This window comes from Serratia sp. szju, from assembly GCF_044594185.1.
Lineage (GTDB): Bacteria > Pseudomonadota > Gammaproteobacteria > Enterobacterales > Enterobacteriaceae > Serratia > Serratia bockelmannii.
Window position 1 is genome coordinate 1,717,833 of the sequence record NZ_CP172576.1, and the last position, 16,730, is coordinate 1,734,562.

The 16,730-nt window shown below is 54.7% G+C and carries 15 protein-coding genes, 2 tRNA genes and 4 rRNA genes; 15 read left to right on the forward strand and 6 right to left on the reverse strand.

All coding sequences use genetic code 11. The annotated features are described in order from the left end of the window. Window positions 1-36 precede the first annotated feature (36 nt). From rplQ to RE418_RS08185, 4 genes are all read left to right on the forward strand, one after another. Window positions 37-426 carry a 50S ribosomal protein L17 gene (gene rplQ, locus RE418_RS08170; RefSeq protein WP_004929726.1) on the forward strand — a complete coding sequence of 130 codons (390 nt, stop codon included), beginning with the start codon at window positions 37-39 and terminating at the stop codon, window positions 424-426. A gap of 148 nt (window positions 427-574) precedes the next feature. Beyond that, window positions 575-949, forward strand: a complete 375-nt coding sequence (locus RE418_RS08175; protein WP_049208531.1) for a DUF1992 domain-containing protein — start codon at window positions 575-577, stop codon at window positions 947-949. Further along, window positions 949-1,380, forward strand: coding sequence for a Zn(2+)-responsive transcriptional regulator (zntR, locus tag RE418_RS08180; RefSeq protein ID WP_016930321.1), 432 nt, complete (start codon window positions 949-951; stop codon window positions 1,378-1,380). Before RE418_RS08175 ends, zntR begins: the two co-directional genes overlap by 1 nt. 74 nt (window positions 1,381-1,454) lie before the next feature. Further along, window positions 1,455-1,661, forward strand: a complete 207-nt coding sequence (locus RE418_RS08185; RefSeq protein ID WP_033639242.1) for an alternative ribosome-rescue factor A — start codon at window positions 1,455-1,457, stop codon at window positions 1,659-1,661. 57 nt (window positions 1,662-1,718) lie between these two features. Here the strand turns inward: RE418_RS08185 and mscL are convergent, their stop codons facing one another. From mscL to def, 5 genes are all read right to left on the reverse strand, one after another. Next, window positions 1,719-2,135, reverse strand: coding sequence for a large-conductance mechanosensitive channel protein MscL (gene mscL / locus RE418_RS08190; protein WP_049208534.1), 417 nt, complete (start codon window positions 2,133-2,135; stop codon window positions 1,719-1,721). A gap of 137 nt (window positions 2,136-2,272) precedes the next feature. Further along, window positions 2,273-3,649 (reverse strand): Trk system potassium transporter TrkA, encoded by a 1,377-nt coding sequence (gene trkA, locus RE418_RS08195; protein ID WP_004929716.1) that lies wholly within the window; start codon window positions 3,647-3,649, stop codon window positions 2,273-2,275. A gap of 55 nt (window positions 3,650-3,704) precedes the next feature. After that, on the reverse strand, window positions 3,705-4,994 hold the full coding sequence (gene rsmB / locus RE418_RS08200) for a 16S rRNA (cytosine(967)-C(5))-methyltransferase RsmB (RefSeq protein ID WP_089181397.1): 1,290 nt from the start codon (window positions 4,992-4,994) through the stop codon (window positions 3,705-3,707). Window positions 4,995-5,066: 72 nt separating this feature from the next. Further along, a complete protein-coding gene (fmt, locus tag RE418_RS08205) occupies window positions 5,067-6,011 on the reverse strand; it encodes a methionyl-tRNA formyltransferase (RefSeq protein WP_089181396.1) in 945 nt (314 codons plus the stop codon). 17 nt (window positions 6,012-6,028) lie between these two features. Further along, window positions 6,029-6,538 carry a peptide deformylase gene (gene def / locus RE418_RS08210; protein WP_015379260.1) on the reverse strand — a complete coding sequence of 170 codons (510 nt, stop codon included), beginning with the start codon at window positions 6,536-6,538 and terminating at the stop codon, window positions 6,029-6,031. Between the two features lie 133 nt (window positions 6,539-6,671). Between def and dprA the strand changes: the two genes are divergently transcribed. The 5 genes from dprA to aroE are packed head-to-tail and all read left to right on the forward strand — an operon-like array spanning window position 6,672 to window position 10,216. Next, window positions 6,672-7,793 (forward strand): DNA-protecting protein DprA, encoded by a 1,122-nt coding sequence (gene dprA, locus RE418_RS08215; protein WP_089181395.1) that lies wholly within the window; start codon window positions 6,672-6,674, stop codon window positions 7,791-7,793. Beyond that, window positions 7,765-8,238 carry a DUF494 family protein Smg gene (smg, locus tag RE418_RS08220; RefSeq protein WP_025160381.1) on the forward strand — a complete coding sequence of 158 codons (474 nt, stop codon included), beginning with the start codon at window positions 7,765-7,767 and terminating at the stop codon, window positions 8,236-8,238. The genes dprA and smg overlap by 29 nt, the downstream gene beginning before the upstream one ends. Before the next feature lie 25 nt (window positions 8,239-8,263). Further along, a complete protein-coding gene (locus RE418_RS08225; protein WP_025304489.1) occupies window positions 8,264-8,809 on the forward strand; it encodes a type I DNA topoisomerase in 546 nt (181 codons plus the stop codon). 7 nt (window positions 8,810-8,816) lie between these two features. After that, a complete protein-coding gene (tsaC, locus tag RE418_RS08230; protein WP_089181394.1) occupies window positions 8,817-9,386 on the forward strand; it encodes an L-threonylcarbamoyladenylate synthase type 1 TsaC in 570 nt (189 codons plus the stop codon). A gap of 11 nt (window positions 9,387-9,397) precedes the next feature. Continuing rightward, complete coding sequence (gene aroE, locus RE418_RS08235; RefSeq protein ID WP_089181393.1) at window positions 9,398-10,216, forward strand: shikimate dehydrogenase; 819 nt, start codon at window positions 9,398-9,400, stop codon at window positions 10,214-10,216. Between the two features lie 36 nt (window positions 10,217-10,252). Here the strand turns inward: aroE and RE418_RS08240 are convergent, their stop codons facing one another. After that, window positions 10,253-10,795 carry a gamma carbonic anhydrase family protein gene (locus RE418_RS08240; RefSeq protein ID WP_025304486.1) on the reverse strand — a complete coding sequence of 181 codons (543 nt, stop codon included), beginning with the start codon at window positions 10,793-10,795 and terminating at the stop codon, window positions 10,253-10,255. Window positions 10,796-11,301: 506 nt separating this feature from the next. Between RE418_RS08240 and RE418_RS08245 the strand changes: the two genes are divergently transcribed. The 6 genes from RE418_RS08245 (at window position 11,302) to rrf (RE418_RS08270) (ending at window position 16,667) form a co-directional block, all read left to right on the forward strand. After that, window positions 11,302-12,843, forward strand: a 16S ribosomal RNA gene (locus RE418_RS08245). A 140-nt stretch (window positions 12,844-12,983) separates the two neighbouring features. Next, window positions 12,984-13,059: transfer RNA gene (locus RE418_RS08250), tRNA-Glu, on the forward strand. 234 nt (window positions 13,060-13,293) lie between these two features. Then, window positions 13,294-16,201, forward strand: a 23S ribosomal RNA gene (locus tag RE418_RS08255). Between the two features lie 99 nt (window positions 16,202-16,300). Continuing rightward, window positions 16,301-16,416 (forward strand): 5S ribosomal RNA (gene rrf, locus RE418_RS08260). A 14-nt stretch (window positions 16,417-16,430) separates the two neighbouring features. Then, a tRNA-Thr gene (locus tag RE418_RS08265) sits at window positions 16,431-16,506 on the forward strand. 45 nt (window positions 16,507-16,551) lie between these two features. Next, window positions 16,552-16,667, forward strand: a 5S ribosomal RNA gene (gene rrf / locus RE418_RS08270). The 16S, 23S and 5S rRNA genes sit together here with 2 tRNA genes alongside, the layout of an rRNA operon. The last annotated feature ends 63 nt before the right edge of the window (window positions 16,668-16,730 follow it).

Here is a 16,730-nt window from a genome sequence, read left to right on the forward strand (position 1 = left end):
ATCACAGGTTAAGGTTTTACTGAGAAGGATAAGGTCATGCGCCATCGTAAGAGTGGTCGTCAACTGAACCGTAACAGCAGCCATCGCCAGGCTATGTTCCGTAACATGGCCGGCTCTTTGGTTCGTCATGAGATCATCAAGACGACCCTGCCAAAAGCAAAAGAGCTGCGTCGCGTTGTTGAGCCGCTGATTACTCTTGCCAAGACCGACAGCGTAGCTAATCGTCGTCTGGCATTCGCCCGTACTCGTGATAACGAGATCGTGGCAAAACTGTTTAACGAGCTGGGCCCGCGTTTCGCGAGCCGTGCCGGTGGTTACACTCGCATTCTGAAGTGTGGCTTCCGCGCAGGCGACAACGCGCCGATGGCATACATCGAGCTGGTTGATCGTGCTGAGTCTCAAGCAGAAGTGGCAACTGCAGAGTAATCTGTAGACGCGTAAAAAAACCGGGCTTGCCCGGTTTTTTTACGTCCAAATCCAGCCAAATGTGCGCAATTCCCCCGCTGTGCTTAAGATCCTCGCCCCTATCCGCTATGCTAAGGCTTAATCATTAGGCTAACCGAGGCTGTTTGCCATGGGGTTGCTCGATCAATGGGCGGAACGTCATATCCTTGATGCCCAAGATAAAGGCGAGTTCGACAATTTGCCCGGCCAGGGACAACCATTAGCGCTGGAAGACGATAGCGCGGTGCCGGCTGAACTGCGCGCGGGTTACCGTCTGCTGAAAAATGCCGGTTACTTGCCACCGGAACTGGAAGATCGCAAAGAGGCGCTAACCGTTGCTCGCTTACTGCAAGGGATCAACAGTGAGCACCCAGACTATGTCGATCTCAGCAAGCGCATGTTGCTGTTGGAACATCGATTGCGTCAGGCTGGGATGAGCACGGATTTCTTGCATGGTGAATATCAATGCGCACTGGATGGCAAGTTCACCCGAGAGGAGCAGTAATGTTCAAGATAGGTCAGTTGGCCAAGCTTGCCGAAGTAACGCCTGATACCGTGCGTTACTATGAAAAGCAGGGCATGATGGATCACAATGTCCGCACCGAGGGCGGTTATCGACTCTACACCGAGCAGGATCTTCAACGGCTGCGCTTTATTCGCTATGCTAAGCAGTTGGGATTTACTCTGGAAACGATCGCTGAGCTGCTGTCGATCCGCGTCGATCCTGAGCATCATACCTGCCAGGAGTCAAAGTCGATCGTTGATGCGCGCCTGAGCGAAGTGGAAAGCAAGTTGGCTGAGCTGACGCGTATGCGTGAATCGTTGAAGCGGCTGAGCGACGCCTGCTGTGGCACTGCCCATACCAGCAATTATTGTTCGATCCTGGAAGCTTTGGAACAGGGCGCCAGCGATGACAAAGGCAAAAAAGGTTGCTGACGGCACTTTAATTTTTATATTGCCGGCAGTATTATCGCCCCGTTTTATCCCTCATATTTTACAGGAGCATTATCATGACGAAATATCGTCACACCAAAGGCCAGATTCAAGATAACGCCATTGAGGCGCTGCTGCATGATCCTCTATTCCGTCAGCGGGTAGAAAAGAATGTGAAAGGTAAAGGCAGCTATCGGCGTAAAGAAAAACACAACAAAGGCGGTAACTGGGAGGCCAGTGGTAAACTATCAAGCGATAATTTACCACTGGCCTTCTGGTTTTAAGTATTAAAAAAGCCACCTTCATCAGGTGGCTTTTTATTGGCATAACCAAACGCTGTCTTACAGTTTTGGCTGCTGTTGCTGGCTCAGCAAATCACGGATTTCCGTCAGCAGTTTCTCTTCTGCGGTAGGTGCCGGCGGCGCTGCGGGCACTTCTTCTTGTTTGCGGCGCATTTTGTTCATCAATTTAATCGCCAGGAAGATGGCGAAGGCGACAATCACGAAGTCGAATACGGTTTGGATGAATGAACCGTAGTTCATTACCACCGCCGGTACGGCGCCCTGAGCTTCACGTAATACCAGATGGAACTGTTTAAAGTCGACGCCGCCGATCAGTAAGCCCAGCGGTGGCATGATGATATCAGCCACGAAGGACGAAACGATCTTGCCGAATGCGGCACCGATAATCACACCGACGGCCAGATCGACCACGTTGCCACGCATGGCAAATTCGCGAAACTCTTTCAACATACTCATAGAACGCACCCCTTGCAGAATTAATAACTCAAGTTTAACAAAGCAATTTCCCTTTGCCACAAAAGGAGAGAAGTTTTATCTCCTCCCAAGGCAGAGAACAACCACGCGATTATAGACCATAGCCAAATAAATTCGTTCTACAAGAAGAACGGGCTCGGTTGGAACAAGCGTTCAACGTCAGGCACGAATTTCTTGTCGGTAATAAACATGATGACGTGATCGCCCTGTTCGATTTTGCTGTTGCCGTTGGCAATGATCACGTCGTCGCCACGCACGATCGCACCGATGGTCGTCCCCGGTGGCAACTTGATATCTTCGACGATGCGGCCGACCACTTTGGACGTGCTTTCATCGCCGTGGGCAATCGCCTCGATCGCTTCCGCCACGCCGCGGCGCAGCGACGAAACGCTGACGATATCCGCTTTGCGCACGTGCCCCAACAGGGCGGAGATGGTCGCCTGCTGCGGCGAAATGGCGATATCAATCACGCTGCCCTGCACCAGATCGACATAGGCGCGGCGCTGGATCAATACCATTACCTTCTTGGCGCCCATGCGCTTAGCCAGCATGGCGGACATGATGTTGGCCTCATCGTCGTTGGTGATGGCGATGAAAACATCCACCTGCTCGACGTGCTCTTCGGCCAGCAGTTCCTGATCGGAGGCATCGCCGTAGAACACGATGGTATCGTGCAGCTGTTCGGCGAGTTCGGCGGCGCGTTGCTGATTCCGCTCGATCAGTTTGACGTTGTAGTCTTTTTCCAGCTTGGCGGCCAGGCCGGCGCCGACGTTGCCGCCGCCGACGATCATGATGCGCTTATACGGTTTTTCCAGCCGCTGCAGTTCGCTCATCACCGCGCGGATGTGCTGTGAGGCGGCGACGAAGAACACTTCATCACCGGCTTCGATAATGGTCGAGCCTTGCGGACGGATCGGCCGATCCTGGCGGAAAATAGCGGCGACGCGGGTGTCAATATGCGGCATGTGTTCGCGCATTGAAGAGAGCGCATTGCCGACCAGCGGGCCGCCGTAATAGGCTTTAACCGCGGCGATGCTGACCTTGCCTTCGGCGAAGTTAACCACCTGCAGTGCCCCGGGGTACTCAATCAGCTTGTAGATATAGTCAATGACCAGCTGCTCCGGCGAAATCAGATGGTCGATTGGCACCGCTTCCGGCAGGAACAGTTTCTCCGACTCGCGGATGTATTCCGGCGCGCGGATGCGGGCGATACGGTTGGGAGTATTAAACAGAGAATAGGCGATCTGGCAGGCGATCATGTTGGTTTCGTCGGAGTTGGTGACGGCGACTAGCATGTCGGCGTCTTCTGCGCCGGCTTCGCGCAGCACCCGAGGATGGGAGCCATGTCCCTGAACCACCCGAAGATCGAATTTATCCTGCAGCTGACGTAACCGACCTGAATCGGTATCGACGACGGTGATGTCGTTGTTTTCACCCACCAGGTTTTCCGCCAGCGTCCCGCCAACCTGACCGGCACCAAGAATAATTATTTTCATCGTGTTCTCTGCTTCACACTGAAAGACTTAGGGCGCGCGAGCACGCCCTGAAGAATTACATTTTAATCAGCTTAGCGTAAAAGAAGCCATCGCCGTCCTCGGGATGCGGGATATTCTGCCGCCCTGGCCGCTGCGCATCGCCGGTTTCAACCAGCTTGGCATCGGCGTGGCGCTGCAAGAACGCGGCGATCTGGCTGCTGTTTTCATCCGGCAGGATAGAGCAGGTGGCGTAAACCATCACGCCGCCCGATTTCAGATGCGGCCAGACGGCTTCCAGGATCTCGGCCTGAAGCGCGGCGAGTTCGGCGATGTCGCGATCGCGGCGCAGCCATTTGATGTCGGGGTGACGGCGGATCACGCCGGTAGCGGAACAAGGCGCGTCCAACAGGATACGGTCGAACTGTTTGTCACCGCACCATTGTTGCGGAGTGCGGCCATCGCCCAGCTTAACTTCTGCGTGCAAACGCAGGCGCTGCAGGTTTTCCTTCACCCGTGCCAGACGCTGTTCGTCGATATCGACGGCCATGACGTGCGCTTTCGGCGCCGCTTCCAGAATATGCGTGGTTTTGCCGCCAGGAGCGGCGCACAAATCGAGGATCTGTTCGCCGTCTTGCGGATCCAACAGATCGACACAGCCCTGGGCTGAGGCATCTTGCACGGTGACCCAGCCGTCGGCGAACCCAGGCAGATCGGCCACGGCGCAAGGCGCCAGCAACCGCACTGCGTCGGCATAGTCTGCATGAGGCTCCGCGGCGATGCCGGTGTCGGTCAACAGCTGCAGGTAAGCTTCGCGGCTGTGATGCAGGCGGTTGACGCGCAGCCACATTGGTGGCTTCTGGTTATTGGCGTCGACGATCTGTTCCCAGTTGGCGGGATAAGCTTGTTGAATGCGTTTCAGCAACCAGCTCGGGTGCAGATAGCGGCTGTCGTTGTTGACAGCGCGCTGTAGCAGCTCTTCCTGCTGGCGCTGGAACTGCCGCAAGACACCGTTAATCAGGCCTTTCAACTGCGGGCGTTTCAGCGCTACCGCGCCTTCCACGGTTTCTGCCAGCACGGCGTGCGCCGGGATACGGGTATACAACAGCTGATACAAGCCGACCATCAGCAAATAGTGCAGCGTACGCTGCTTGCCGGTCAGCGGCTTGGCCATCAATTGTTGAATACACCATTCAAGCTGCGGCAGTACACGTAACGTGCCGAAGCACAGTTCCTGCAGCAACCCGCGGTCTTTATCGCTGATGGAGGTTTGCAGTGCCGGCAGGACAGTGCTTAGCGACTGCCCTTGATCCAGCACCTGGCCGATGGCTTTGGCAGCGATGCTGCGGAGATTGTAATTATTTTTCATAGGCTGAAGCTGATAACGATCGGCATTAAGAAAATAACGGCCCGACGATGAACGGCCGGGCTGTGGGGTGACTTACAGCCGGTTACCCGGGGTAAACCATTCACGACGTGAATTTAATAGGTCTTGCGCCAACATCGGTTTCTTGCCGGCGGGCTGCAGTTGGATCAGGTTGAGGATACCGTCGGCAGTCGCCACCTGAATACCGTGCTTGTCGGCATGGACAACGGTGCCTGGCTCCGCGTTGGCGCTTTGCGCCAGTACGCTGGCCTGCCACACTTTCACCGGTTGATCGTCGATGGTGAAATAGCTGACCGGCCAAGGGTTGAAGGCGCGGATGCAGCGCTCCAGCTGTGCGGCGGACAGTGTCCAGTCCAGACGAGCTTCTTCTTTGCTCAGTTTCTCGGCGTAGGTGACCAGCGCTTCATCCTGAACTTCGCGGGTGGCGCTGCCGTCTGCCATTTGGTGCAGCGTAGTCAACATGCCCTGCGGGCCGAGCTGTGCCAGCTTGTCGTAGAGACTGGCGCTGGTATCGCTGCTCTCAATCGGGCAAGCAATCTTGTGCATCATGTCACCGGTATCGAGACCGACGTCCATCTGCATGATGGTCACGCCGGTTTCGCTGTCACCGGCCCAGAGCGAACGCTGGATCGGCGCCGCGCCGCGCCAGCGAGGCAGCAGCGAGCCATGTACGTTGATGCAACCGAGACGCGGCATATCCAGCACCGCCTGCGGCAGGATCAGCCCGTAGGCCACTACCACCATCACGTCGGCGTTGAGATCGGCCACCAGGCGCTGGCTCTCTTCGGGACGCAGCGATTTGGGCTGAAATACCGGCAGTTGGTGCTGCTCGGCCAGCACTTTGACCGGGCTGGGCGTCAGCTTGTTGCCGCGGCCTGCCGGGCGGTCGGGCTGGGTAAAAACGCCGACAATCTGGTGCTCAGATGACAACAGCGCGTCAAGATGACGCGCTGCGAAGTCTGGTGTTCCGGCGAAAATAATCCGTAAAGAGTCAGACACGTTGATTTCCTGATCGGTTAGGCGCGGGCTTGAAGCTTGGCCATTTTTTCCAGTTTCTGACGAATGCGCTGACGCTTGAGCGGCGACAGGTAATCGACGAACAGTTTGCCCATCAGGTGATCCATCTCGTGCTGGATGCAGATCGCCAACAGGTCGTCCGCTTCCAGCTCGAAAGGTTTGCCTTCACGATCCAGTGCGCGGATCTTCACCTGCGCGGCGCGCGGCACTAACGCACGCTGCTCGGGAATGGAAAGACAGCCTTCCTCGATACCGGTTTCGCCGCTTTTTTCCAGCAGCTCCGGGTTGATCAGCACCAGGCGCTGATCGCGATTCTCGGAGACGTCGATCACGATAATGCGCTGATGGATATCCACCTGAGTCGCAGCCAGGCCAATGCCTTCCTCTGCGTACATGGTTTCAAACATATCATCCACGATGCGCTGGATATCTGCATTGACTTCTTTTACCGGCGCTGCGACTTTGCGCAGACGCTCGTCTGGGAAATGTAATACCTGCAAGACTGACATATATCTTTAGATCTGTATCCGAGTAATGAACGAGGTTTAACCTCTATTCTAGACATTTCCCGACCTGATTGACAGCATTGTGCACCAATTGCTCAGATTGGTAATACCACCGTTTTTGCTGAGGGAACAGACGATGCGGCCGGAAGAGATCGCTTTACGGATGCGAGGGGTAACGGGGCTACAGACCGTCGTGGCCAGCCGGATCGTGCAGCAGCTATCGCAAATGGGTTGCGAGCCTCGCCGCGTGCTGCATGAGCTGGGATTGAACGAACGGCAGCAGACGCAGTTCAACCAGTTGGATCCCGGTTATCTGGCGGCCACCCTGCGTTGGCTGGAGGAGCCGGCGCACCGTATGCTGAACTATGGGGCGGCCGGCTATCCTGAAAACTTGGCTCAGATCGACGACGCGCCGCTGTTTCTGCTGATCAAGGGCGATCCTCGGGTGCTGTTGCAACCTCAGCTCGCTATGGTTGGCAGCCGGCAGTTCAGCCATTACGGCGAGCGTTGGGCGAACCATTTCGCCGAGGAGTTGGCGCGTTGCGGTTTCACCATCACCAGTGGTTTGGCGATCGGCATCGACGGCATTTGCCATCGTGCGGCGCTGGCGGCCAATGGCGGCACGATTGCGGTGTTGGGTAGCGGGCTGGGCAATATCTATCCGCGCCGGCACCGCCGGCTCGCGGAGCAGATAGTCGAGCAGGGCGGCGCTGTGATTTCAGATCATTTAGTCACCGACTTGCCTCTGGCCGACCATTTTCCTCGCCGTAACCGTATTATCAGCGGGCTCAGCCTGGGCGTTCTGGTCATAGAGGCTTCGCTGCGCAGCGGTACCTTGGTGACGGCTCGCTATGCGTTGGAGCAGGGGCGTGAGGTGTTCGCCTTGCCTGGGCCATTGGGAAACCCGATGAGTGAGGGTACGCATTGGTTAATCCAGCAGGGTGCGCATTTGGTCACCGGGCCGAAAGATATCGCCGAATTGCTGGGAAGCGGCCTTCAATGGCTGTCACTGAACGAAAATACAACTATTTGTGCGTCGCAGGCTGAAGTTGAATTGCCATTTGCCGATGTGTTGGCTAACGTAGGAGATGAGGTGACACCTGTTGACGTCGTCGCTGAACGTGCCGGCCAACCTGTGCCAGTGGTGGTAATCAAGTTACTCGAACTGGAGTTAGCAGGGTGGATCGCAGCTGTACCCGGCGGCTATGTCCGAATAAGGAGGGCAAGCCATGTTCGACGTACTCATGTACTTGTTTGAAACTTATATCCACAATGAACCAGAGATGCGCGTCGATCAGGATCAACTGACCGATGATCTCGCTCAGGCGGGGTTTCATCGGGATGATATCTACAACGCGTTGAATTGGCTTGAGAAGTTGGCTGACCTGCAAGAAGGTCAAAATGCCCCTTACTTTATGGATGCCGATCCGCTGGCAATGCGGATCTATACCGAAGAGGAAGGTGCGCGTTTGGACGCCGGCTGCCGTGGTTTTCTCCTGTTCCTGGAACAGATTCAGGTATTGAACCTCGAAACCCGTGAAATGGTTATCGATCGCGTTATGGCTTTGGATAATGCGGAATTCGATCTCGAAGATCTGAAATGGGTCGTGTTGATGGTGCTGTTTAATATCCCCGGATATGAAAGCGCCTATCAGCAAATGGAAGAACTGTTGTTTGAAGTGAACGAAGGTTATCTGCATTGAGCCGATAACGCGCATAGAAGACGTTATGACAAAAAACGCGATTTTTGCCGCCAGGCAAAATGAACCCTGCCCGGAATGCGGGGCCGAGCTGGTGATCCGTAGCGGTCGCCACGGCCCCTTCCTCGGCTGTTCCCAGTATCCTGAATGCCAATATATTCGCCCGCTGAAAGCGCAGGCCGATGGGCATATCGTCAAAGTGTTGGATGGGCAACCGTGCCCGAAGTGTCAGGCGACGTTGGTGCTGCGCCAGGGGCGCTATGGCATGTTTATCGGATGCAGCGATTATCCGCAATGCGATCACACTGAAGTGATCGATAAGCCTGATGAAACCGCCATTACCTGTCCGCAGTGCGGCCAAGGCAAACTGCTGCAGCGCAAGTCGCGTTACGGCAAGGTTTTTCATTCCTGCGATCGTTACCCGGAATGCCAGTTCGCCCTCAATGTTAAACCTGTCGCCGGTGAATGCGCCTATTGCCATTATCCGCTGCTGATGGAAAAGCGCACGGCAAAAGGGCCCGTCCTGTGCTGCGCCAGCAAGCTGTGCGGAAAACCCGTCGCGACTACAGAATAATCACATCATGAACTCAGAATTAAGCCCGAACCTTTTATCTATCATCGATGCTTTGCATCAACAGCAGGTGATTGCCTATCCTACCGAAGCCGTATTCGGCCTGGGTTGCGATCCCGACAGCGAACAGGCGGTCAATGCATTGCTGGCGCTGAAACAGCGGCCGTGGGAAAAGGGGCTGATTCTGATCGCCGCCGACTATGCGCAGCTTAAACCTTATATCGACGACAGTGCGCTCAGCGAACAGCAGCGCACGACGATGTTTGCCAGCTGGCCTGGGCCGGTAACCTGGGTGTTGCCTGCTCGCCTGGAGACGCCACGTTTGTTGACCGGGCGCTTCAGCTCGCTGGCGGTGCGCGTCAGCGATCATCCGTTGGTGCAGCTGCTGTGCCGGCAGTACGGCAAGCCGCTGGTATCGACCAGCGCCAATCTCAGCGGGCTGGAGCCATGCCGCAGTGCGGATGAGGTCACGCGGCAATTCGGCGAAGCTTTCCCGGTATTGCACGGCAAGGTGGGTGGCCGTCTTAATCCTTCCGAAATCAGAGATGTTCTGACCGGCGAACAGATCCGTCAGGGCTAGAGGTAATAGGCATGGAGAAGTTTGCGGTATTTGGCAACCCTATCGGCCACAGCAAGTCGCCGCGAATTCATGCGCTGTTTGCTGCCCAGACCGGCATTGAGCATCCTTATGGAACAGTGCTGGCGCCGCTGGACGGTTTTGAAACCAGCCTGCAGGCGTTTATTCATGCCGGAGGGCTGGGGGCGAACGTCACGGTGCCTTTCAAGGAGCGAGCTTATTCGGCCGCTTCTGAGCTGAGCGAGCGCGCAGCGATGGCTGGTGCGGTCAATACTCTGAAGGTGTTGCCGAATGGCGATCTATTGGGGGATAACACCGACGGCATCGGTTTGCTGACCGATCTGCAGCGTCAGCAATTGATCCGGCCGCAGGATCGCATTCTGCTGGTGGGCGCCGGCGGTGCGGCGCGCGGTGTGATCCTGCCGCTGCTGTCTTTCGGCTGCTGGTTAACAATCACCAACCGTACCTTCAGCCGGGCCCAAGAGTTGGCCGACGCTTTCCGGCATCTGGGGGAGATCTCGGCGGCGCCGATGGATCAATGTGATCAGCAAGCGTTCGATCTGGTGATCAATGCGACGGCGTCCGGCATCAGCGGGGAGGTCCCGGCGTTGCCTGCGGGCGTAGTTAACGCGCAAACCCGTTGCTATGACATGTTTTATCAGCAGGGCGTCACGCCGTTTCTAGCCTGGGCGCAGAAGCAGGGGGCAACGGAATATGCCGATGGGCTGGGTATGCTGGTGGGGCAGGCGGCGCATGCCTTCCTGCTTTGGCACGGCGTAATGCCAGAGATCGAGCCGGTATTGCGCCAGCTGCGCAGCGAACTGGCGGCATAAATCCCGCCCGTTCTCTTTATAGGGAACGGGGGGCTGTCAGATGTCTTCCGACAGGTATTCATCTTTCCAGCGTACATAGTTGTTCGAAGAATAAAGCAACCCTTCCAACTCGGCGGCGGTTAACGGCCGAATCTGGCGTGCCGGGCTACCCATATAGAGATAGCCGCTGGCCAGACGTTTGCCCGGCGCCACTAAACTGCCGGCGCCAATCATCACGTCGTCTTCTATTACTGCACCGTCCAACAGGATTGATCCCATACCGACCAGCACTCGGTTGCCGATGGCGCAGCCGTGCAGCATCGCTTTATGGCCCACGGTCACGTCTTCTCCAATCAGCAGGGGATAACCGTCAGGGTTATGTTCGGAGCGATGAGTCACGTGCAGTACGCTGCCGTCCTGAATATTGCTGCGTGCGCCGATCTTTACCGCATTGACGTCGCCGCGGATGGCGACCAGCGGCCAGATACTGACGTCATCCGCCAGATCGACGTCGCCGATGACGACGCTGGAAGGATCGATCAGGACGCGCTGACCGAGTTTAGGGGTGTATTGAAGATAAGAACGTACTGCATCGGACATAGTGCTGCCTCACCTCGGGATCATATTTACCGGCAATACTAGACTCTGACGATGGAATTACAACCAATCTCAGCGCCGGATCCTGCGGAAAATGGCCCTGATCGCACAAGATCCACCCGGAAGGGCTGAAAAGTGTGCAAACAGAAAGAAAAGATCAAAAAAGGGGTTGTGCAAAAAACTCGGATCCCTATAATGCGCCTCCATCGACACGGCGCAAGTGATTCACTTCACACAGCGGCCGGGAAGAAAGAGAAAAAATCCTGAAAATTAGGGTTGACTCTGAAAGAGGAAAGCGTAATATACGCCACCTCGAGTTAGCAAGCGAAAGCGCCTAACTCACTGCTCTTTAACAATTTATCAGACAATCTGTGTGGGCACTCCACAAGACGATATCCAGCATCTTCGGATGCAAAAAAATATCAAGTCTTGAAGAGTGACTAACTGAAGTAAAATTCATGCAGTAAATCTTTGAGCATCGCTTCTCGAGTGGAAGCAAATCAAGCTTTTAATTGAAGAGTTTGATCATGGCTCAGATTGAACGCTGGCGGCAGGCTTAACACATGCAAGTCGAGCGGTAGCACAGGGGAGCTTGCTTCCTGGGTGACGAGCGGCGGACGGGTGAGTAATGTCTGGGAAACTGCCTGATGGAGGGGGATAACTACTGGAAACGGTAGCTAATACCGCATAACGTCGCAAGACCAAAGAGGGGGACCTTCGGGCCTCTTGCCATCAGATGTGCCCAGATGGGATTAGCTAGTAGGTGGGGTAATGGCTCACCTAGGCGACGATCCCTAGCTGGTCTGAGAGGATGACCAGCCACACTGGAACTGAGACACGGTCCAGACTCCTACGGGAGGCAGCAGTGGGGAATATTGCACAATGGGCGCAAGCCTGATGCAGCCATGCCGCGTGTGTGAAGAAGGCCTTCGGGTTGTAAAGCACTTTCAGCGAGGAGGAAGGTGGTGAGCTTAATACGTTCATCAATTGACGTTACTCGCAGAAGAAGCACCGGCTAACTCCGTGCCAGCAGCCGCGGTAATACGGAGGGTGCAAGCGTTAATCGGAATTACTGGGCGTAAAGCGCACGCAGGCGGTTTGTTAAGTCAGATGTGAAATCCCCGGGCTCAACCTGGGAACTGCATTTGAAACTGGCAAGCTAGAGTCTCGTAGAGGGGGGTAGAATTCCAGGTGTAGCGGTGAAATGCGTAGAGATCTGGAGGAATACCGGTGGCGAAGGCGGCCCCCTGGACGAAGACTGACGCTCAGGTGCGAAAGCGTGGGGAGCAAACAGGATTAGATACCCTGGTAGTCCACGCTGTAAACGATGTCGATTTGGAGGTTGTGCCCTTGAGGCGTGGCTTCCGGAGCTAACGCGTTAAATCGACCGCCTGGGGAGTACGGCCGCAAGGTTAAAACTCAAATGAATTGACGGGGGCCCGCACAAGCGGTGGAGCATGTGGTTTAATTCGATGCAACGCGAAGAACCTTACCTACTCTTGACATCCAGAGAACTTTCCAGAGATGGATTGGTGCCTTCGGGAACTCTGAGACAGGTGCTGCATGGCTGTCGTCAGCTCGTGTTGTGAAATGTTGGGTTAAGTCCCGCAACGAGCGCAACCCTTATCCTTTGTTGCCAGCGGTTCGGCCGGGAACTCAAAGGAGACTGCCAGTGATAAACTGGAGGAAGGTGGGGATGACGTCAAGTCATCATGGCCCTTACGAGTAGGGCTACACACGTGCTACAATGGCATATACAAAGAGAAGCGACCTCGCGAGAGCAAGCGGACCTCATAAAGTATGTCGTAGTCCGGATTGGAGTCTGCAACTCGACTCCATGAAGTCGGAATCGCTAGTAATCGTAGATCAGAATGCTACGGTGAATACGTTCCCGGGCCTTGTACACACCGCCCGTCACACCATGGGAGTGGGTTGCAAAAGAAGTAGGTAGCTTAACCTTCGGGAGGGCGCTTACCACTTTGTGATTCATGACTGGGGTGAAGTCGTAACAAGGTAACCGTAGGGGAACCTGCGGTTGGATCACCTCCTTACCTAAAGATATTAGTTCGAGTGGCGTGCTCACACAGATTGTCTGATGAAAAAGTAACGAGCAAAGCGCTACCTGTTGATGCCATGAGTCATTCATGCTGATACGAACCGATTAAGTTATTCAGTTTAATCGGATTTTCGGGTCCCCATCGTCTAGAGGCCTAGGACACTGCCCTTTCACGGCTGTAACAGGGGTTCGAATCCCCTTGGGGACGCCATTCCGATAATGAGTGAAAGACATTATCACCGGTTAGCGATAACCGAAAAAATCTTAAAGATGACTTGCGAGTCATGTTTAAGATATTGCTCTTTAACAATCTGGAACAAGCTGAAAATTGAAACATGACGGCTGAAATTTATCCCTCCGTAGATGTATTGGGATGAAGAGTAACCTGTCATAGAGTCTCTCAAATGTTTGCAGCACGAACGATGGAAACATCTTCGGGTTGTGAGGTTAAGTGACTAAGCGTACACGGTGGATGCCTAGGCAGTCAGAGGCGATGAAGGGCGTGCTAATCTGCGAAAAGCGTCGGTAAGGTGATATGAACCGTTATAACCGGCGATACCCGAATGGGGAAACCCAGTGTGTTTCGACACACTATCATGTCATGAATACATAGTGGCATGAGGCGAACCGGGGGAACTGAAACATCTAAGTACCCCGAGGAAAAGAAATCAACCGAGATTCCCCCAGTAGCGGCGAGCGAACGGGGAGGAGCCCAGAACCTGAATCGGCTTGTGTGTTAGTGGAAGCGTCTGGAAAGTCGCGCAGCAAAGGGTGATAGCCCCGTACACTAAAATGCACAGGTCGTGAGTTCGATGAGTAGGGCGGGACACGTGACATCCTGTCTGAATATGGGGGGACCATCCTCCAAGGCTAAATACTCCTGACTGACCGATAGTGAACCAGTACCGTGAGGGAAAGGCGAAAAGAACCCCGGCGAGGGGAGTGAAATAGAACCTGAAACCGTGTACGTACAAGCAGTGGGAGCACCTTCGTGGTGTGACTGCGTACCTTTTGTATAATGGGTCAGCGACTTATATTTTGTAGCAAGGTTAACCGTATAGGGGAGCCGTAGGGAAACCGAGTCTTAACTGGGCGATTAGTTGCAAGGTATAGACCCGAAACCCGGTGATCTAGCCATGGGCAGGTTGAAGGTTGGGTAACACTAACTGGAGGACCGAACCGACTAATGTTGAAAAATTAGCGGATGACTTGTGGCTGGGGGTGAAAGGCCAATCAAACCGGGAGATAGCTGGTTCTCCCCGAAAGCTATTTAGGTAGCGCCTCGTGAACTCATCTTCGGGGGTAGAGCACTGTTTCGGCTAGGGGGCCATCCCGGCTTACCAAACCGATGCAAACTCCGAATACCGAAGAATGTTATCACGGGAGACACACGGCGGGTGCTAACGTCCGTCGTGAAGAGGGAAACAACCCAGACCGCCAGCTAAGGTCCCAAAGTCATGGTTAAGTGGGAAACGATGTGGGAAGGCATAGACAGCCAGGATGTTGGCTTAGAAGCAGCCATCATTTAAAGAAAGCGTAATAGCTCACTGGTCGAGTCGGCCTGCGCGGAAGATGTAACGGGGCTAAACCATGCACCGAAGCTGCGGCAGCGACGCTTAGGCGTTGTTGGGTAGGGGAGCGTTCTGTAAGCCGTTGAAGGTGGCCTGTGAGGGTTGCTGGAGGTATCAGAAGTGCGAATGCTGACATAAGTAACGATAAAGCGGGTGAAAAGCCCGCTCGCCGGAAGACCAAGGGTTCCTGTCCAACGTTAATCGGGGCAGGGTGAGTCGACCCCTAAGGCGAGGCTGAAAAGCGTAGTCGATGGGAAACAGGTTAATATTCCTGTACTTGGTGTTACTGCGAAGGGGGGACGGAGAAGGCTAGGCTAGCCGGGCGACGGTTGTCCCGGTTTAAGCGTGTAGGGGGTGTGACCTGGTAAATCCGGTTGCATACTAACCCTGAGGCGTGATGACGATGCACTACGGTGCAGAAGTAGTTGATGCCCTGCTTCCAGGAAAATCCTCTAAGCATCAGGTAACATTAAATCGTACCCCAAACCGACACAGGTGGTCAGGTAGAGAATACCAAGGCGCTTGAGAGAACTCGGGTGAAGGAACTAGGCAAAATGGTGCCGTAACTTCGGGAGAAGGCACGCTGGCATGTAGGTGAAGTCCCTTGCGGATGGAGCTGAAGCCAGTCGAAGATACCAGCTGGCTGCAACTGTTTAATAAAAACACAGCACTGTGCAAACACGAAAGTGGACGTATACGGTGTGACGCCTGCCCGGTGCTGGAAGGTTAATTGATGGGGTCAGCCGCAAGGCGAAGCTCTTGATCGAAGCCCCAGTAAACGGCGGCCGTAACTATAACGGTCCTAAGGTAGCGAAATTCCTTGTCGGGTAAGTTCCGACCTGCACGAATGGCGTAATGATGGCCAGGCTGTCTCCACCCGAGACTCAGTGAAATTGAACTCGCTGTGAAGATGCAGTGTACCCGCGGCAAGACGGAAAGACCCCGTGAACCTTTACTATAGCTTGACACTGAACATTGAGCCTTGATGTGTAGGATAGGTGGGAGGCTTTGAAGCGTGGACGCCAGTCTGCGTGGAGCCATCCTTGAAATACCACCCTTTAATGTTTGATGTTCTAACTCGGCCCCATAATCTGGGGTGAGGACAGTGTCTGGTGGGTAGTTTGACTGGGGCGGTCTCCTCCCAAAGAGTAACGGAGGAGCACGAAGGTTAGCTAATCACGGTCGGACATCGTGAGGTTAGTGCAAAGGCATAAGCTAGCTTGACTGCGAGAGTGACGGCTCGAGCAGGTACGAAAGTAGGTCTTAGTGATCCGGTGGTTCTGAATGGAAGGGCCATCGCTCAACGGATAAAAGGTACTCCGGGGATAACAGGCTGATACCGCCCAAGAGTTCATATCGACGGCGGTGTTTGGCACCTCGATGTCGGCTCATCACATCCTGGGGCTGAAGTAGGTCCCAAGGGTATGGCTGTTCGCCATTTAAAGTGGTACGCGAGCTGGGTTTAGAACGTCGTGAGACAGTTCGGTCCCTATCTGCCGTGGGCGTTGGAAGATTGAGAGGGGTTGCTCCTAGTACGAGAGGACCGGAGTGAACGCACCACTGGTGTTCGGGTTGTCATGCCAATGGCATTGCCCGGTAGCTAAGTGCGGAAAAGATAAGCGCTGAAAGCATCTAAGCGCGAAACTTGCCTCAAGATGAGTCTTCCCTGGGCCTTTAAGGCCCCTGAAGGAACGTTTAAGACTAAGACGTTGATAGGCTGGGTGTGTAAGTGCAGCGATGCATTGAGCTAACCAGTACTAATGATCCGTGAGGCTTAACCTTACAACACCGAAGGTGTTTTTAGAGAGATTTTCAGCGAAGTTCCGAGATTGGTTCTGATGGCTTCATGGAAGTGAGGCGGTTGGAATGAAACAGAATTTGCCTGGCGGCAATAGCGCGGTGGTCCCACCTGACCCCATGCCGAACTCAGAAGTGAAACGCCGTAGCGCCGATGGTAGTGTGGGGTCTCCCCATGCGAGAGTAGGACACTGCCAGGCATCAAATTAAGCGTGCTGATATGGCTCAGTTGGTAGAGCGCACCCTTGGTAAGGGTGAGGTCCCCAGTTCGACTCTGGGTATCAGCACCACTTTATTTAAAGTGGGTTTAGAAGTTCGGCAGAAAAAAGAATTTGCTTGGCGGCAATAGCGCGGTGGTCCCACCTGACCCCATGCCGAACTCAGAAGTGAAACGCCGTAGCGCCGATGGTAGTGTGGGGTCTCCCCATGCGAGAGTAGGACACTGCCAAGCACCAAATAAGCCAAGAGGCCATCCGAAAGGATGGCCTTTTTGCTTTCAGTACCTCTCATCCTC